Source organism: Phaeobacter sp. LSS9, from assembly GCF_003443595.1.
Classification (GTDB): domain Bacteria; phylum Pseudomonadota; class Alphaproteobacteria; order Rhodobacterales; family Rhodobacteraceae; genus Phaeobacter; species Phaeobacter piscinae.
Genome location: NZ_CP031956.1, coordinates 1,681,161 through 1,695,896, shown reverse-complemented (window position 1 = coordinate 1,695,896; position 14,736 = coordinate 1,681,161). Strand labels below are relative to the sequence as shown.

The 14,736-nt window shown below is 62.8% G+C and carries 15 protein-coding genes; 11 read left to right on the top strand and 4 right to left on the bottom strand.

Going from position 1 to position 14,736, the window contains the following annotated elements; genetic code table 11:
* Positions 1-11: 11 nt before the first annotated feature.
* The 3 genes from rsmI to gshB all read left to right on the top strand — a co-directional run bounded on the left by rsmI (position 12) and on the right by gshB (position 2,310).
* A complete protein-coding gene (gene rsmI / locus D1820_RS08070; RefSeq protein WP_040173368.1) occupies positions 12-872 on the top strand; it encodes a 16S rRNA (cytidine(1402)-2'-O)-methyltransferase in 861 nt (286 codons plus the stop codon).
* Between the two features lie 2 nt (positions 873-874).
* The gene (locus D1820_RS08065; RefSeq protein ID WP_118068474.1) at positions 875-1,279 is read left to right on the top strand and encodes a YraN family protein; all 405 of its coding nucleotides are present in this window, start codon (positions 875-877) and stop codon (positions 1,277-1,279) included.
* 98 nt (positions 1,280-1,377) lie between these two features.
* The gene (gene gshB / locus D1820_RS08060; protein ID WP_118068473.1) at positions 1,378-2,310 is read left to right on the top strand and encodes a glutathione synthase; all 933 of its coding nucleotides are present in this window, start codon (positions 1,378-1,380) and stop codon (positions 2,308-2,310) included.
* A 22-nt stretch (positions 2,311-2,332) separates the two neighbouring features.
* Here the strand turns inward: gshB and D1820_RS08055 are convergent, their stop codons facing one another.
* The 4 genes from D1820_RS08055 to cobU form a co-directional block, all read right to left on the bottom strand.
* Positions 2,333-3,835 (bottom strand): YifB family Mg chelatase-like AAA ATPase, encoded by a 1,503-nt coding sequence (locus D1820_RS08055; RefSeq protein WP_118068472.1) that lies wholly within the window; start codon positions 3,833-3,835, stop codon positions 2,333-2,335.
* A gap of 120 nt (positions 3,836-3,955) precedes the next feature.
* Entirely contained in the window at positions 3,956-4,639 is a 684-nt protein-coding gene (locus D1820_RS08050) for a glutathione S-transferase (RefSeq protein WP_040173376.1), read from the bottom strand.
* Between the two features lie 58 nt (positions 4,640-4,697).
* Positions 4,698-5,303, bottom strand: a complete 606-nt coding sequence (locus D1820_RS08045; RefSeq protein ID WP_118068471.1) for a histidine phosphatase family protein — start codon at positions 5,301-5,303, stop codon at positions 4,698-4,700.
* Positions 5,300-5,818: a bifunctional adenosylcobinamide kinase/adenosylcobinamide-phosphate guanylyltransferase gene (gene cobU / locus D1820_RS08040; RefSeq protein ID WP_118068470.1), complete on the bottom strand. Its 519-nt coding sequence runs from the start codon at positions 5,816-5,818 to the stop codon at positions 5,300-5,302. Before cobU ends, D1820_RS08045 begins: the two co-directional genes overlap by 4 nt.
* A gap of 295 nt (positions 5,819-6,113) precedes the next feature.
* On the opposite strand from cobU, the gene D1820_RS08035 reads away from it, so the two are divergent.
* From D1820_RS08035 to D1820_RS08000, 8 genes are all read left to right on the top strand, one after another.
* Entirely contained in the window at positions 6,114-6,992 is an 879-nt protein-coding gene (locus D1820_RS08035; protein ID WP_040173382.1) for an RNA polymerase factor sigma-32, read from the top strand.
* Positions 6,989-7,936, top strand: a complete 948-nt coding sequence (locus D1820_RS08030; protein WP_118068469.1) for a ChaN family lipoprotein — start codon at positions 6,989-6,991, stop codon at positions 7,934-7,936. The genes D1820_RS08035 and D1820_RS08030 overlap by 4 nt, the downstream gene beginning before the upstream one ends.
* A 116-nt stretch (positions 7,937-8,052) precedes the next feature.
* On the top strand, positions 8,053-9,255 hold the full coding sequence (gene coaBC / locus D1820_RS08025; RefSeq protein WP_118068468.1) for a bifunctional phosphopantothenoylcysteine decarboxylase/phosphopantothenate--cysteine ligase CoaBC: 1,203 nt from the start codon (positions 8,053-8,055) through the stop codon (positions 9,253-9,255).
* A gap of 42 nt (positions 9,256-9,297) precedes the next feature.
* Positions 9,298-9,753: a dUTP diphosphatase gene (dut, locus tag D1820_RS08020; protein WP_118068467.1), complete on the top strand. Its 456-nt coding sequence runs from the start codon at positions 9,298-9,300 to the stop codon at positions 9,751-9,753.
* On the top strand, positions 9,753-10,865 hold the full coding sequence (locus D1820_RS08015; protein ID WP_118068466.1) for a molybdopterin-synthase adenylyltransferase MoeB: 1,113 nt from the start codon (positions 9,753-9,755) through the stop codon (positions 10,863-10,865). Before dut ends, D1820_RS08015 begins: the two co-directional genes overlap by 1 nt.
* A 43-nt stretch (positions 10,866-10,908) precedes the next feature.
* Positions 10,909-11,721: a transporter substrate-binding domain-containing protein gene (locus D1820_RS08010; protein ID WP_118068465.1), complete on the top strand. Its 813-nt coding sequence runs from the start codon at positions 10,909-10,911 to the stop codon at positions 11,719-11,721.
* Between the two features lie 63 nt (positions 11,722-11,784).
* The gene (locus tag D1820_RS08005) at positions 11,785-12,606 is read left to right on the top strand and encodes an amino acid ABC transporter permease (RefSeq protein ID WP_118068464.1); all 822 of its coding nucleotides are present in this window, start codon (positions 11,785-11,787) and stop codon (positions 12,604-12,606) included.
* Positions 12,607-12,702: 96 nt separating this feature from the next.
* The gene (locus tag D1820_RS08000; protein WP_118068463.1) at positions 12,703-14,718 is read left to right on the top strand and encodes a M3 family metallopeptidase; all 2,016 of its coding nucleotides are present in this window, start codon (positions 12,703-12,705) and stop codon (positions 14,716-14,718) included.
* Positions 14,719-14,736: the final 18 nt, after the last annotated feature.

The following is a 14,736-nucleotide window of genomic DNA, read 5'->3' as shown; positions in this document are numbered from 1 at the left end:
GCGGGTCCAGCGTGAATCACAAGATCGTCCATTTGCCATCCGGCCTCTACTTTGTTGCGACGCCCATCGGCACCGCGCGCGATATCACTCTGCGGGCGCTGGATGTGCTGGCTTCTGCCGATCTGATCGCTGCCGAGGACACCCGCTCCCTGCGCAAGCTGATGGAAATCCACGGTGTTCCGCTGAATGGGCGGCAGATTGTGGCCTATCACGATCACAGCGGTGCAGGGGCCCGCGCGCGCCTGCTGGCCGCGCTGGAGGAGGGCCAATCGGTGGCCTATGCCTCCGAGGCGGGTATGCCACTTATCGCCGATCCGGGCTATGATCTCAGCCGCGCCGCTGCTGAGGCCGGACATCTGGTGACCGTTGCACCGGGCGCCTCTGCGGCGCTGGCGGCGCTGACATTGGCGGGTCTGCCAACGGATGCGTTTTTCTTTGCAGGCTTTCTGCCCAATGCCAGCGGTGCCCGCCGCAAGCGGCTGGAAGAGCTGACAGCGGTGCCCGGCACGCTGGTATTCTACGAATCGCCGAAGCGGATTGCCGCCTCCCTGCGCGATATGGCGGCGGTTCTCGGGGATCGTCCTGCCGCGCTCTGCCGTGAAATCACCAAGAAATTCGAAGAGGTGCGCCGCGACAGCCTGCTGACCCTCGCCGAAGGTCTGGATCAGGCCCCCGTGAAGGGCGAAATCGTGGTGCTGGTGGACCGCGCCCGCGGTGCCAGTGTCAGCGACGGCGATCTTGACAGTGATCTGCGCGCCGCGTTGAAGGACAATTCCGTTAAAGACGCCGCCTCCATCGTGGCCGAGATGCACAATCTGCCCCGTCGGAAGATTTACCAACTGGCGCTTGATATGGCCAAGGACGCAGGCTGAGCATGGCTGGGCGGCAGGACACCCCGCCCAAGCGCGCCTCTGCCCGCGGGCTACGTGGCGCAAAATCCCATCACGCCGGACAGGCGGCGGAGGAGTTGGTGGCGCGTTTCTATGAGCGGCAGGGCTATCAGATCGCGTCACGCCGTTGGCGCGGCGGCGGTGCTGAAATCGATCTCATCCTGCGGTTTGGCGCGATGGTGGTGTTCGTCGAGGTCAAACACAGCGCCACCCGCGATCAGGCAATGGCGCGCATCAATGCCGCGCAGATGCAACGCATGATGGCCAGTGCGGCGCAGTTTCTGGCGGGGGAACCTGCGGGTCAGCTGACCGAGTCACGGCTGGACGTGGCCGTGGTCAATGGCACCGGCAGGGTTGAGGTGCTGGAAAACGCCTATGGTCAGGGTTGATCAGTTCAGCCATTGAACCCGCCGCCAAGCTGGGCCATGTATTCGACGTGGGCGGTTTTGCCCATGTCATTTTGCCCATGTCATGAGGGACTGACATAATGAAAATCGCCTTCCAAATGGATCCGATCACCGACGTTGACATCAACGCCGACAGCAGCTTCCGCATCGCGGAGGAGGCGCAGGCGCGCGGGCATGAGCTGTTTTTCTACAGCCCCGACCAGCTCGCCTATCAGGAAGGGCGGATCACCGCGCGCGGCCATGATATGACGGTCCAGCGCGTTGCTGGCAGCCCGGCGGAACTCGGCCCGCGCCGCGAAGTGGATCTGAGCGACTTTGACGTGGTCTGGCTGCGTCAGGACCCGCCCTTTGACATGCATTACATCACCTCGACCCATCTGCTAGACCGCCTGAAAGGCCAGGCGCTGGTGGTCAATGATCCGTTCTGGGTCCGCAACTACCCGGAAAAACTGCTGGTTCTGGATTTCCCTGAATTGACGCCGCCGACCACTGTCGCTCGCGATCTGGAGACCATCAAGGCGTTCAAGGAAAATCACGGCGACATCATTCTGAAGCCGCTCTATGGCAATGGCGGGGCCGGGGTGTTCAGGCTCGACGCCAATGACCGCAACCTGACCTCGCTGCATGAGCTGTTCACCGGCTTCAGCCGCGAGCCGCTGATCGTGCAGAAATTCCTGCCCGACGTGTCCAACGGCGACAAGCGGGTGATCCTTGTCGATGGCGAACCCGTCGGGGCCATCAATCGCGTGCCGGCAGCGGGCGAGACCCGCTCCAACATGCATGTGGGTGGCCGGCCTGAAAAAATCAGCCTCAGCGACCGGGATCGTGAGATTTGTGCCGCCATCGGTCCGTTGCTGCGCGAGAAGGGCCAGATCTTTGTCGGCATTGATGTGATCGGCGATTATCTCACTGAGATCAACGTGACCTCCCCCACCGGCATTCAGGAGCTGGAACGCTTTGACGGGGTAAATATCGCCGAAAAAATCTGGCAGGCGATCGAGGCAAAGCTTTGAGCCACGGGCGCCGAAACCCCGTCTAGGCAGCAATCCGAAAACTGATCGCTTCGGCGATATGGGGGCGGCGGACATCCGGCGCCCCATCCAGATCCGCGATGGTGCGGGCCACCCGCAATACCCGGTGATACCCGCGCGCGGTCAGGCCGAACCGGTCGGCAGCCTGTAGCAACAGCGCGCGGCTCTCGGCATCGGGGGGCGCCACCTCTTCCAGCAATTGCCCCTCCGCATCGGCGTTCTGGCGCAGGCCGGGATGATCGCGGTAGCGGCTGGTCTGGATTTCACGCGCGATGGCGACCCGCATCGCCACATCTGCTGATGGTTCGCTGTCGCCCGGCATGTCCAGATCGGCAAATGCCACCGGCGGTACATCCACCCGCAGGTCAAACCGGTCCATCAATGGCCCGGAGATGCGGCCAAGATAATCCGCCGAACATTGCGGCGCCCGGGCACAGGCCCGGCTGGCATCGCTCAGCGCACCGCATTTGCAGGGGTTGGCGGCTGCCACCAGCATGAAGCGGCTGGGGTAGCTGACGTGGGCATTGGCGCGCGCCACATTCACTTGGCCGGTCTCCAGCGGCTGGCGCAGGGTTTCCAGCACCGCGCGGCTGAACTCCGGCAGCTCATCAAGAAACAGAACCCCGTTATGGGCCAGGCTGATCTCCCCCGGCTGCGCCCGCCGTCCGCCACCGACAATCGCCGCCATAGATGCGGTGTGATGGGGTTCGCGGTACGGGCGGTCGCGGCGAATGCCACCGTCGTCGATCAACCCGCAAAGCGACTGGATCATGGATGTCTCCAGCGCCTCAGCCGCCGTGAGGGGCGGCAGAATAGAAGACAGCCGCGCCGCCAACATGGATTTTCCCGATCCCGGCGACCCCACCATGAACAAATGGTGCCGACCGGCTGCCGCGATTTCCAGCGCGCGTTTGGCCCGTTCCTGACCTTTCACATCGCGCAGATCCTTGCCTGTGGGGCCCTCAATGACGTCACCGGGTTCTGCCGGGGGGATCACCATCTGCCCGGTAAAATGCCGCACCACATCTGATAACCCGCTGGCGCCAATTACCGTTGCATCACTGACCCAGGCGGCCTCCGCGCCAGAGGCCTTGGGGCAAAGCAGGCGCCGTCCTTCACTGGCGGCCGCCATGGCGGCAGGCAGCGCGCCCACCACGGGCACCAGACTGCCATCAAGCGACAATTCCCCCAGCGCGATGGTTTCGGAGGCGGCTTCCGGCGGCACAATCTCGATGGCCGCCAGCAGCGCCAGCGCGATGGGGAGGTCGAAATGGCTGCCCTCCTTGGGCAGATCTGCTGGCGACAGGTTTACGGTGATCCGGCGCGAGGGCAGGGCAATCGACATGGTCGCAAGGGCGGAGCGCACCCGTTCGCGCGCCTCGCTCACGGCCTTGTCGGGCAGACCCACGATGGAGAAGGCAGGCAGGCCGGGTGCGACGGCGCATTGCACCTCGACCGGGCGGGCCTCTATGCCTTGAAAGGCCACGGTATACGCGCGCGAAATCATCTCTCCCCTTTCCGCTGTGGGTGGGAGAGATGCTTTGGCAACGTGGTTTCGGAGTCGTTAATGCGCGTGCGGACCCCTTGGGGTTTTACGTATTATTTACCTTGAGGGCCGACCGGAGGCTCAGCTCAGCTGCCAGGGTTTGCGCGGCAGATCAATCGGATAGGGGTCACTGGCATAGCTCACCTCATCCATCCGGTCCCGCCAACGGCGCAACACAGGGTCAGAAAGCGTGACCCGGCAATAGGCGCGCATCGCCTCCGATACGGGCAGGTCAAAGCCAACAATACGCGCCGCCACCGGGGCATAAAAGGCATCCGCGATGGAATAGCTGCCAAAGAGCCAGCCTTCCGCGCAGCCAGAGACCGTCCGCGCATGGTCGAACAGTGCCTCAATGCGCCGCAGATCCGCCAGAACCGCGTCAGAGGGTTCAAATCCCTGATAGACATGGGCCAATTGCATCGGGCAGGCGCTGCGCAGCGCGCCAAATCCGGAGGCCATCTCCGCCACCAACCAGCGGGCCGTTGCGCGCTGGCGCGGATCCTCGGGCCACATGCCAGCCTCGGGGTGGCGCTCCGCCAGCGTTTCGGCAATGGCGACGGTTTCGCCAATCACGGTCCCATCGGGGAGTTGCAGCGTGGGCAGCAGCCGCGCAGGCGCCAGCGCCGCCATCTGCGCCTTCATGGTGCCCGAAAACATCTCAATCAAGGAGACCTCATGGGGCAGGTTGAATTTTTCCAGCATCAGCCAGCCGCGCAACGACCAGCTGGAATACTTGCGATCACCGATATAAAGTTGATATGTCATGGCGCGAGGCTAGCGCGTCACAAGATATTCCCAAAGGTAATATTTGTGCGCATATCCATCACGGAATGTGATTAATCTTGCCGCAGCCCCAGCCTTGCTCCCAATCGGTTCCCTGATGGGTGAGTTCCGTGACCGACAGATTGTCGATCCGGTGAGAGAAGGCCTCCTCGGCGGTCAGCCGCTCGGCCCGCTGGATTTGTGTCAGGATCTGGCCGAAATGGCCCACCACAATCAGATCGCGCCCGCGATGGGTGTCGATCAGCCCGTTGATGGCGCCATTTACCCGCGCGCAGACCTGATTCCAGCTCTCGCCGCCGGGCGGGGTCACATCGCCGGGGGTTTCCCAATAGGCGCGGATGCGTTCGGGGTCTTCGGCGTCAATCTCCCGCCAGCTGCGCAGCTCCCAGGCGCCGAAATGAATCTCGCGCAGATCCGGATGATCCTCCAGCCGCTGCCGGTCGCGGCCGATGGCGGTGGCCGTATCGCGCGCCCGGCTCAGATCGGAGGAGACCACCAGCGCCTGTTCCGGCAGGTAGCCATGCAGCCGGTCCAGCGCGGCGGTGTCCGACAGATCCGCGGGCAGATCGGACCAGCCGACCATGGATTTGGCATGGGTGGGACCGTGGCGGACCAGAAACAGCCGTGTGATGGCATCATTGCTCATAGCGTTCCTTTCAACACTTGCGGCAGTCCGGCGGTGACCAGCACGGCCCGGTCGGCCATCCCGGCCAACGCGATATTGAGCCGCCCCTGCGCCTCGCGGAAGGCGCGCGCCAGCGCATTTTCCGGCACAATGCCATGCCCCACCTCGTTGGACACGACAACCACCTCAGCCGCGCAGCGCCCCAGCGCCTCCAGCAGGTCGCGCTGAGCGGCCTCCAGATCCGCCTCTGCCAGCATCTGATTGCTGAGCCACATGGTGGCGCAATCCACGAGGCAGATCTGATCCGCCGTTAGCGAGTCGAGCACCGGCGCAAGGTCCATTGGCGCTTCATGGGTGATCCAGTCGGTGCCCCGCTGACGGAGGTGGCGATCAATTTTCGCCCGCATCTCATCGTCAAACACTTGTGAAGTGGCGAGGTAAACCCTGTCTTTACCAGAGCTTAGGCAAAGGTTTTCGGCAAAGGCAGACTTGCCCGACGCTGCGCCGCCCAGAATGAATGTGACTTTAGACGGCAATTTTATTACCCTGATTGCATCGAGTGTTGCGTGACTGGGTAGCCACGGGTGCGATGCAGCACAAGATGTGTTGACCACAAGAGCGCGTCAACCTGCCGAGGGTGGCGCCATATTTCAGACGTTGATTGCACCCCAGACCGGCCCGATGTGGCAGCGCGTTATGCGTTTTTCTCCACGCCCCATCCGGCCGCAGACAACCGTCCCGACCTTATTTTCGGGAATTTGCCAATTGTGAAGTGATCCAAATCCGCGCAGCGCGCGTAATCAGATCAAAATTCATCTACGGGGAAGAAAAATGGCACTTGATACCATGATCGAAAACCCGTTGCCCAAGCGGGCAATGAAGGCGGAATTGCTGGACGCGGAAACGGAGCTGCAACTGGCCTATGCTTGGCGGGATGAACGCGATGTGCAGGCGCTGCACCGCTTGATCAACGCCTATATGCGACTGGCCATTTCGATGGCGTCCAAATTCCGCCGCTACGGCGCACCGATGAACGACCTCATTCAGGAGGCGGGTCTGGGCCTGATGAAGGCGGCGGATAAGTTTGACCCGGATCGGGGTGTGCGGTTCTCCACCTATGCGGTCTGGTGGATCAAGGCCTCCATTCAGGACTATGTGATGCGCAACTGGTCGATGGTGCGGACCGGCTCGACCTCTTCGCAGAAATCACTGTTCTTCAATATGCGCCGGGTGCAGGCCCAGCTGGAGCGTCAGGCCCAGTCCGAGGGTTCACGTCTGGATCAACATCAGCTGCACCAGCAAATTGCCACCGAAATCGGCGTGCCACTGCGGGACGTTCAAATGATGGACGGGCGGCTGGCGGGCGCGGATTTCTCGCTAAACGCTGTCCAGTCAGCCGAGGAAGAGGGGCGCGAGTGGATTGAGGCGCTGGAAGATGACAGCGCTCAGGCCGCCGAGCTGGTCGAGGAGAGCCATGACACCCAGCAGCTGCGGACCTGGCTGGTGGAGGCGATGCAGGCGCTGAATGATCGCGAACGCTTCATCATTACGGAACGCAAACTGCGGGACAAGCCGCGCACATTGGAGAGCCTCGGAACCGAGCTGGGCCTGTCCAAGGAGCGTGTTCGCCAGCTGGAGGCAGGCGCCTTCCAAAAGATGCGCAAATCGCTTGAAACCTGCTCACGGGAAGTTCAAAACTTCCTCCTATGACAAACCATAGTAATTTTATCAACAAAGGCGCGACCCACATCGGACGCGCCTTTTTCATCTGCGCGGCGGCGCTGCGCCCCATGGCCCTCGGCGGCCTTGTCTCTGCCGCTGCAATTATCGGTACTGCCCACGCAGATCAATCGGCCAGCCAGACCGCCCAGACAGCGACGGCAGCGACCTCCGTTTTAGACGTGGTGTCACGGCTCACGGATGCGGATGTGGTGTTTCTGGGAGAGGTGCATGACAATCCCGCCCACCATACAGCGCAGGCGGAGATTATCGCCGCGCTAGCGCCTGCCGCCGTGGTTTGGGAAATGATCACCCCGGCGCAGGCTGCCGGTCTGACCCCGGATCTGTTACAGGATGGTCCTGCATTGGCGGAGGCGCTGGACTGGGCGCAGTCCGGCTGGCCGGAATTTGCACTCTACCAGCCGGTTTTTGCGGCGGGCCACGGGGCCGCGCAGGTCGGGGCCTTGGTGCCCCGCACTGAGACCCGCCGCGCGATGGAGCAGGGGGTGGCGCGTTTTTTCGGCGCAGAGGCGGCCGCATATGGTTTGACCGAGCCGCTGCCAGAGGCCGAACAGGCCGCGCGGGAGGCCGACCAGCTGGCAAATCACTGCAACGCAATGCCCGCAGAGATGCTGCCGGTACTGGTCGACCTGCAACGGCTGCGGGATGCCGCACTGGCGCGTGGTGTTGTGACGGCGTTGGATCAGCTGACAGATGGGATCGCCGACCAACCGCGCGCGCAGGTGGTTGTCATCACCGGCAATGGCCATGCCCGGCTGGACCGGGGCGCGCCTGCGGCCTTGCGATTGGCCCGGCCTGATCTCAAAATTGTCGCCCTTGGCCAGTCGGAGGGCGGGCAGATCGACGGTGTGTTTGACGTGCTGCTGGATGGGCCGCCGGTTTCGCGGCCCGACCCCTGCCTTGCGTTCCAGTAAAGAGGGAGCAGTTCAACCGGGGGACGACCACTTGATCGTGGACCCCGTGGAAAACCGTTTCACACTGGCGACAGGGCGCAGTAGAGTTTGCCGGGATCTGCGGCAAGGATAGGCAAATGCTGGCGAACAAACGTATTCTCCTGATCATCGGTGGCGGAATTGCCGCCTATAAATCGCTGGAGCTGATCCGCCGTCTGCAGGATCAGGGCGCTGAGGTGGTGCCGGTTCTGACCAAGGCGGGCGAGGAATTTGTCACCCCCTTGTCAGTCTCGGCGCTGGCCGGGCAGGCGGTGCATCGCGATCTCTTTGATCTCACCGCCGAGGCTGAGATGGGCCATATCCAGCTATCGCGCAGTGCGGATCTTCTGGTGGTGGCCCCGGCGACGGCGGACCTGATGGCGAAAATGGCCAATGGTCACGCCAATGATCTGGCCTCCACCCTGCTGCTGGCGACGGATACGCCGGTGCTGCTGGCGCCTGCGATGAATGTCCGCATGTGGCAGCACCCCGCAACGCAGCGCAATCTGGCCACACTGCTGGCGGATGGCATCACCTGCGTCGGCCCTGATGAGGGCGGCATGGCCTGCGGTGAATTTGGCCTAGGTCGTCTGGCTGAACCGGACGCGATTGTTGCCGCCATTGCCGCCAAACTCACCGACGGGCCGCTGAAGGGACGCCGCATTGTCCTGACCTCGGGCCCCACCCATGAGCCCATCGACCCGGTGCGCTATATCGCCAACCGCTCCTCCGGGGCGCAGGGGACTGCGCTGGCCCGTGCTCTGCGCGATCTGGGCGCTGAGGTGGTCTTCATTACGGGCCCGGCCGGCGTCGCGCCGCCCGAGGGGGTGGAGGTGGTGGCCGTTGAAACCGCACAAGAGATGGCAGATGCGGTGTCCGCCGCCCTGCCTGCGGATGCCGGTGTCTTTGCCGCAGCGGTGGCCGACTGGCGCGTCACCAGCGCCTCGGACCGCAAGCTGAAAAAATCAAAGGACGGGCTGCCGGTGATGGAATTTGCCGAAAACCCCGACATCCTCAAAACCGTGTCGCATCTGAAAGAAGGACGACCGGGGCTGGTTGTGGGCTTTGCCGCAGAAACCAATGATGTGGTGGATAACGCCACCGCCAAACGCCTGCGCAAGGGCTGTGACTGGATTGTGGCCAATGACGTCTCCCCGGCGACGGGCATCATGGGTGGCAGCGAAAACGCGGTGATCCTGATCTCCGATGCAGGCGCCGAAAGCTGGCCGCGCATGGACAAGGGCGCAGTCGCACGCCAGTTGGCCGATCGCATTGCTGAGGCGCTGACCGATAGGGGCTGAGGTGCTCGAATAGGAACAAACGAATAAGGACAAGGCACGGGAATGGTCGAGATCCGCATCACATATGACGAGGGCGCAGACAGGGATGTGCCGCTGCCCGCCTATCAGACGGCCGAAGCCGCAGGTGCCGATCTGCGCGCCAACCTGCCGGATCGTGCGCGCCTGACCCTTGCCCCCGGTGCCCGCGCGCTGGTGCCGACCGGGCTGCGACTGGAAATCCCGCAAGGGTACGAGGTGCAGATCCGTCCCCGCTCCGGCCTTGCGCTGAAACATGGCATCACCCTGCCCAACGCGCCCGGCACCATCGACAGCGATTATCGCGGCCCGCTGGGGGTGATTGTGATGAACGCAGGTGACGCCCCATTTGAGATCGCCCATGGCGACCGCATCGCGCAGATGGTGGTTGCGCCGGTCCTGCAGGCGCGATTCCAACTGGTCGACAGCCTGGGCAACAGCGCGCGCGGCAGCGGTGGCTTTGGCTCCACGGGGCAGCACTGATGCTGTCGATTGTTGTTCTTGCCGCGCTGATCTGGTGGGGCGGGCGGGTTCTCGGGCTGGGGCGCAACCTGCGTCTGGGTCTGCTTGGAGTGCTGTATCTCGCTATTTTGGCGGTGCATCTGACCCTGCCTGAAACGGCACCGCTGCGCGTGGGCACCGGTGGATCTGTGGCACCCTGGCTGGTGCTGGCCGGCATGGTGGTTCTGGTGCTGGCCTATCGCCATGTGCTGCGCCGCCTGCGCAGCCGCGCGCAGCCGGAGGAGGACGCACGGGAGGGCGCCCAACCCCGCCCGGATAAATTTTCGGAGAGCGAGCTGGACCGCTACGCCCGACATATTGTCCTGCGCGAGCTGGGCGGGCCGGGGCAAAAGAAACTCCGCAAGGCGCGCGTTCTGGTGATCGGGGCCGGGGGCCTTGGCGCGCCCGCGCTGCAATATCTTGCCGCCGCCGGGGTCGGCACCATCGGGGTGATCGACGATGATCTGGTGGAAAACGCCAACCTGCAGCGGCAGGTGATCCACCGCGATCAGGACATCGGGATGCCCAAAGTGTTTTCGGCGCAGGCCGCGATGGAGGCGCAGAACCCCTATGTCTCCGTGAGCCCCTACCACCGTCGCTTGGATGCGGAGATCGCCGCCGATCTGTTTGGCGATTATGATCTGATCCTGGATGGCACCGATAATTTCGAGACGCGCTATCTGGCCAATCGGACCGCTGTGGCACTGGGCAAGCCGCTGATTTCAGGCGCGCTGTCGCAGTGGGAGGGGCAGATTTCGCTGTTTCACCCCACTACAGGCGGCCCCTGCTATCAGTGCATCTTTCCCGAAGCGCCGGCAGCAGGCCTTGCCCCCAGCTGTTCCGAGGCGGGGGTCGTGGGCCCATTGCCCGGCGTGGTTGGCGCGATGATGGCACTTGAGGCGATCAAAGCAATCACTGGCGCAGGTCAAACCCTGCAGGGCGAGATGTTGATTTACGACGGGCTTTATTCCGAGAGCCGCAAGATCACCCTCAGCCAACGCAGCGACTGCCCGATTTGCGCGGGCGGAGCCGAAGCCGGAGACGACAGCAGCAAAGAGGCAGGCGCGCCGCGCTCCGATGCGGAGGCCACCTGAGACACTCTGACGACGCAATCACATCACCAAAGGGGAGGATAAGATGACATTCAATTGGACCCAAACGGCTCTGAAAACGGTGGCCGCAACCGCAGGGGTGGCCTTGCTGGCAAGCGCAGCCACGGCTGCGGATTTGCCGGATCTTGAGGGGCGCGAAGTGGTCGTGTCGGTGGAAAACGCCTATCCGCCGCTGCAATTTGTTGAACCCTCCAGCGGCAAGGCAATCGGCTGGGAATATGACGCGATGGCGGAGATCGCGGAGCGGATCAACATCACCGTCGTCTATGAAACCACCAGCTGGGACGCGATGATTCCTGCCGTCAGCGATGGCCAGTATGACATCGGCATGACCGGCATCACCATCCGCGACGATCGTAAGGAAAAAGTCGATTTTTCAGACAAATATCTGACCTCGCAGATGCGCATGATCGTGGCCGGGGATGAGAGCCGGTTTGATGATGCTGCAGGTTTTGCCGCGGATGCGGATCTTCTGGCAGGCGCGCAGCCCGGCACCACGCCGTTTTACGTGACAGTTTACGATATCCTTGATGGCGATGAGGCGAACCCGCGTATCAAGCTGTTTGAAACCTTCGGCGCGGCCATTCAGGCGCTGCGCACGGGGGATGTGGATCTGGCATTGTCTGACAGCACCGCCGCAAATGGCTATGTGCAGGCGTCTGATGGTGCGCTGAAAATTGTGGGTGAGCCGCTGGGGACTGAAGATTTCGGCTTCATCTTCCCCAAGGGCAGCGATCTGGTGGCGCCGATCAATGCAGCCATCGCCGCAATGGAGGCCGACGGCACGCTGGAGGCGCTGAACACCAAATGGTTCCTTGAGTATAAGCTCGGCGGATAACCCTGCACAGACACCGACCAATCCCCGGCCAAGCGCTGGGGATTTCTACATCAAGGGGCAGACATGAGCGCACAAGAGCCAAAGCCGCGCAGACCGGACGGCAAGAAAGACGATTTTCCCTGGTGGCTGGCGGCGGTGCTTCTGATTGGCGGGACGCTGATCTGGCGGGTGGCCTCGGATGATCTCTATCTCTCCATCCTCAGCACGTTGATGCGCGGCGTCCAGCTGACCATCTTTGTCACGCTGATCAGCTTCTCTCTCGCGTCGTTTTTGGGCCTTGGGCTGGCGCTGGCGGCGGGGTCACGCTGGCTGGTGATCCGTCAGAGCGCGCGGTTCTACATAGAGGTGGTGCGCGGCATTCCGATCATTGTGCTGCTGCTCTACGTCGCCTTTGTTCTGGCCCCGGCGCTGGTGGAGCTGCGCAACTGGATCGGCGCGCACCTGGGGCTGGATCCGATCCGTACGCGCAATTTTCCGCTGTTGTGGCGGGCCATTATTGCGCTGATGATTGCCTATTCCGCATTCATCTCCGAGGTGTTTCGCGCCGGTCTGCAATCGGTGGATGAGGGCCAGATCGAGGCGGCGAAGGCGCTGGGCCTCAGCCGCTGGCATCGCTTCCGCTTCATCGTGTTTCCACAGGCAATCCGCACCATCCTGCCGCCGCTGGGCAATGATTTTATCGCCTTGGTCAAAGACAGTTCGCTGGTGTCGGTGCTGGGCGTTGCGGATGTCACGCAGCTGGGCAAGCTGACGGCGGTGGGCAATTTTCGCTATTTCGAGACCTACAATGTGGTGGCGCTGATCTATCTGACGCTGACAATTGGCCTGTCGCTGCTGCTCAGACGGTTTGAAAAACACCTGCGCCGCCGTGAGGAGCGCCGGTAGCGGTGGTCCCTCGGCGCTGATTGGTGAAATTCTCTTGGCTGCGCCTCTGGACGGCGGGCGGGGGCAGGCATAGCTTCCTCTCAAAGGAGATTTGCCATGACCAATCCGCTGCTGTCCACTTGGGACACGCCGTTTGAAATTGCCCCCTTCGACCAGATCAAGGACAGCGATTTTGCCCCCGCGCTGGAGGAGGCCTTGGCTGCGCATAAGGCGCAGATTGATGCAATTGCCAGCTCGGATGAGGCGCCGACATTTGCCAATGTGATCGAGGCGCTGGAAACCCCCTGCCGCGCGCTGGAGCAGGTTCTGTCAGTGTTCTACAGCGTGGCTGGGGCCGACAGTAACCCCGAGCGCGAGGCGTTGCAGCGGGCGTTTTCGCCGAAACTGGCGGCGCATTTTTCCGCGATCACCGCGAACAAGGCCCTTTATGCCCGCGTCAAAACCGTGTGGGATCAGCGTGACACGCTGGATCTGAGCGAGGAGCAACAGCGCGTTCTGATGTTGTCCCATCGTGGATTCGTGCGGGGTGGTGCGGCGCTGGAAGGCGCGGATGACACCCGCATGCAGGAGATCAAATCCCGTCTGGCAACGCTTGGGACCGAGTTCACCCAGAACCTGCTGGCGGATGAGCGCGACTGGTTCATGGCGCTGAGCGAAGAAGATCTGACCGGTCTGCCGCAATTCGTCGTCGATGCTGCCCGCGCCGCGGGCAAGGACAAGGGGTTGGATGGCCCGGCGGTGACGCTGTCGCGCTCGCTCATCACGCCGTTTCTGCAGTTCTCGCCCCGCCGCGACCTGCGCAAACGCGCCTTTGAGGCCTGGGCTGCGCGCGGTGCCAATGGGGGTGAGAGCGACAATCGTGAGATTGCTGCCGAAATTCTGGCCCTCCGCGAAGAACGCGCCAAACTGCTGGGCTATGAAAACTTCGCGGCCTACAAGTTGGAAACCGAGATGGCCAAAACCCCGGCCGCGGTGCGCGATCTGCTGATGCAGGTGTGGGAGCCGGCCAAGGCGCAGGCGGAGGCGGATGCCTGGGTGCTGACCAAGATGATGCAGGAGGATGGCATCAACGGCGCGCTGGAGCCCTGGGACTGGCGCTACTACGCAGAGAAACGGCGCAAGGCGGAGCATGATCTGGATGAGGCAGAGTTGAAGCCCTATTTCCAGCTGGACCGCATGATCGAGGCGTCGTTTGACTGCGCAACCCGCCTGTTCGGGTTGGAGTTCACGCCGCTGGACGTGCCGCTGTACCACGCGGATTGCCGCGCCTGGGAAGTGACCCGCAATGGTGCGCATGTGGCCGTGTTCATCGGGGACTATTTCGCTCGCTCCTCCAAACGGTCCGGCGCCTGGTGTTCCGCGATGCGCAGCCAGGCGAAATTCCCTGAGGTGCAGACCCCGGTCGTGATCAACGTCTGCAACTTTGCCAAGGGTGAGCCCGCGCTGTTATCTTATGATGATGCGCGCACGTTGTTCCATGAGTTCGGCCATGCGCTGCACCAGATGCTGTCGGATGTGAGTTATGAGAGCATCTCTGGCACCTCGGTGGCGCGCGACTTTGTTGAGCTGCCCTCGCAGCTATATGAACACTGGCTGGCTGTGCCGGAGGTTCTGGGCAATTTCGCAACCCATGCCGACACCGGCAAACCGATGCCGGTGGAGATGCGCGACCGGGTGCTGGCGGCCTCGACCTTTGATATGGGGTTCCAGACGGTGGAATATGTGGCGTCTGCGCTGGTGGATCTGGCGTTTCATGACGGGCCTGCACCGAAGGATCCGATGGCCAGACAGGCCGAGGTTCTGGCAGAGATCGGCATGCCATCCGCGATCATCATGCGCCACGCAACGCCGCATTTTGCGCATGTGTTCTCGGGCGACGGCTATTCCTCCGGCTACTATAGCTACATGTGGTCCGAGGTGATGGACGCAGACGCCTTTGCTGCCTTTGAGGAGGCGGGTGGCGCCTTTGATCCCGAGCGCGCCGAGGCGTTGGAGGCGCATATCCTCTCCACCGGTGGCTCCCGCGATCCAGCTGAGCTGTACACCGCGTTCCGGGGGCGCCTGCCGGGCGTTGATGCGTTGCTGAAAGGACGCGGACTGGCGGCGAAATAATCCACGTCGACCGTTGGA

Excerpts from the sequence above, each read along its gene's own strand:
- D1820_RS08065 (WP_118068474.1), top strand. The coding sequence starts at position 875 with ATGGCTGGGCGGCAGGACACCCCGCCCAAGCGCGCCTCTGCCCGCGGG.
- gshB (WP_118068473.1), top strand. The coding sequence starts at position 1,378 with ATGAAAATCGCCTTCCAAATGGATCCGATCACCGACGTTGACATCAAC.
- D1820_RS08055 (WP_118068472.1), bottom strand. The coding sequence starts at position 3,835 with ATGATTTCGCGCGCGTATACCGTGGCCTTTCAAGGCATAGAGGCCCGC.
- D1820_RS08050 (WP_040173376.1), bottom strand. The coding sequence starts at position 4,639 with ATGACATATCAACTTTATATCGGTGATCGCAAGTATTCCAGCTGGTCG.
- D1820_RS08045 (WP_118068471.1), bottom strand. The coding sequence starts at position 5,303 with ATGAGCAATGATGCCATCACACGGCTGTTTCTGGTCCGCCACGGTCCC.
- D1820_RS08035 (WP_040173382.1), top strand. The coding sequence starts at position 6,114 with ATGGCACTTGATACCATGATCGAAAACCCGTTGCCCAAGCGGGCAATG.
- D1820_RS08030 (WP_118068469.1), top strand. The coding sequence starts at position 6,989 with ATGACAAACCATAGTAATTTTATCAACAAAGGCGCGACCCACATCGGA.
- coaBC (WP_118068468.1), top strand. The coding sequence starts at position 8,053 with ATGCTGGCGAACAAACGTATTCTCCTGATCATCGGTGGCGGAATTGCC.
- dut (WP_118068467.1), top strand. The coding sequence starts at position 9,298 with ATGGTCGAGATCCGCATCACATATGACGAGGGCGCAGACAGGGATGTG.
- D1820_RS08015 (WP_118068466.1), top strand. The coding sequence starts at position 9,753 with ATGCTGTCGATTGTTGTTCTTGCCGCGCTGATCTGGTGGGGCGGGCGG.
- D1820_RS08010 (WP_118068465.1), top strand. The coding sequence starts at position 10,909 with ATGACATTCAATTGGACCCAAACGGCTCTGAAAACGGTGGCCGCAACC.
- D1820_RS08005 (WP_118068464.1), top strand. The coding sequence starts at position 11,785 with ATGAGCGCACAAGAGCCAAAGCCGCGCAGACCGGACGGCAAGAAAGAC.
- D1820_RS08000 (WP_118068463.1), top strand. The coding sequence starts at position 12,703 with ATGACCAATCCGCTGCTGTCCACTTGGGACACGCCGTTTGAAATTGCC.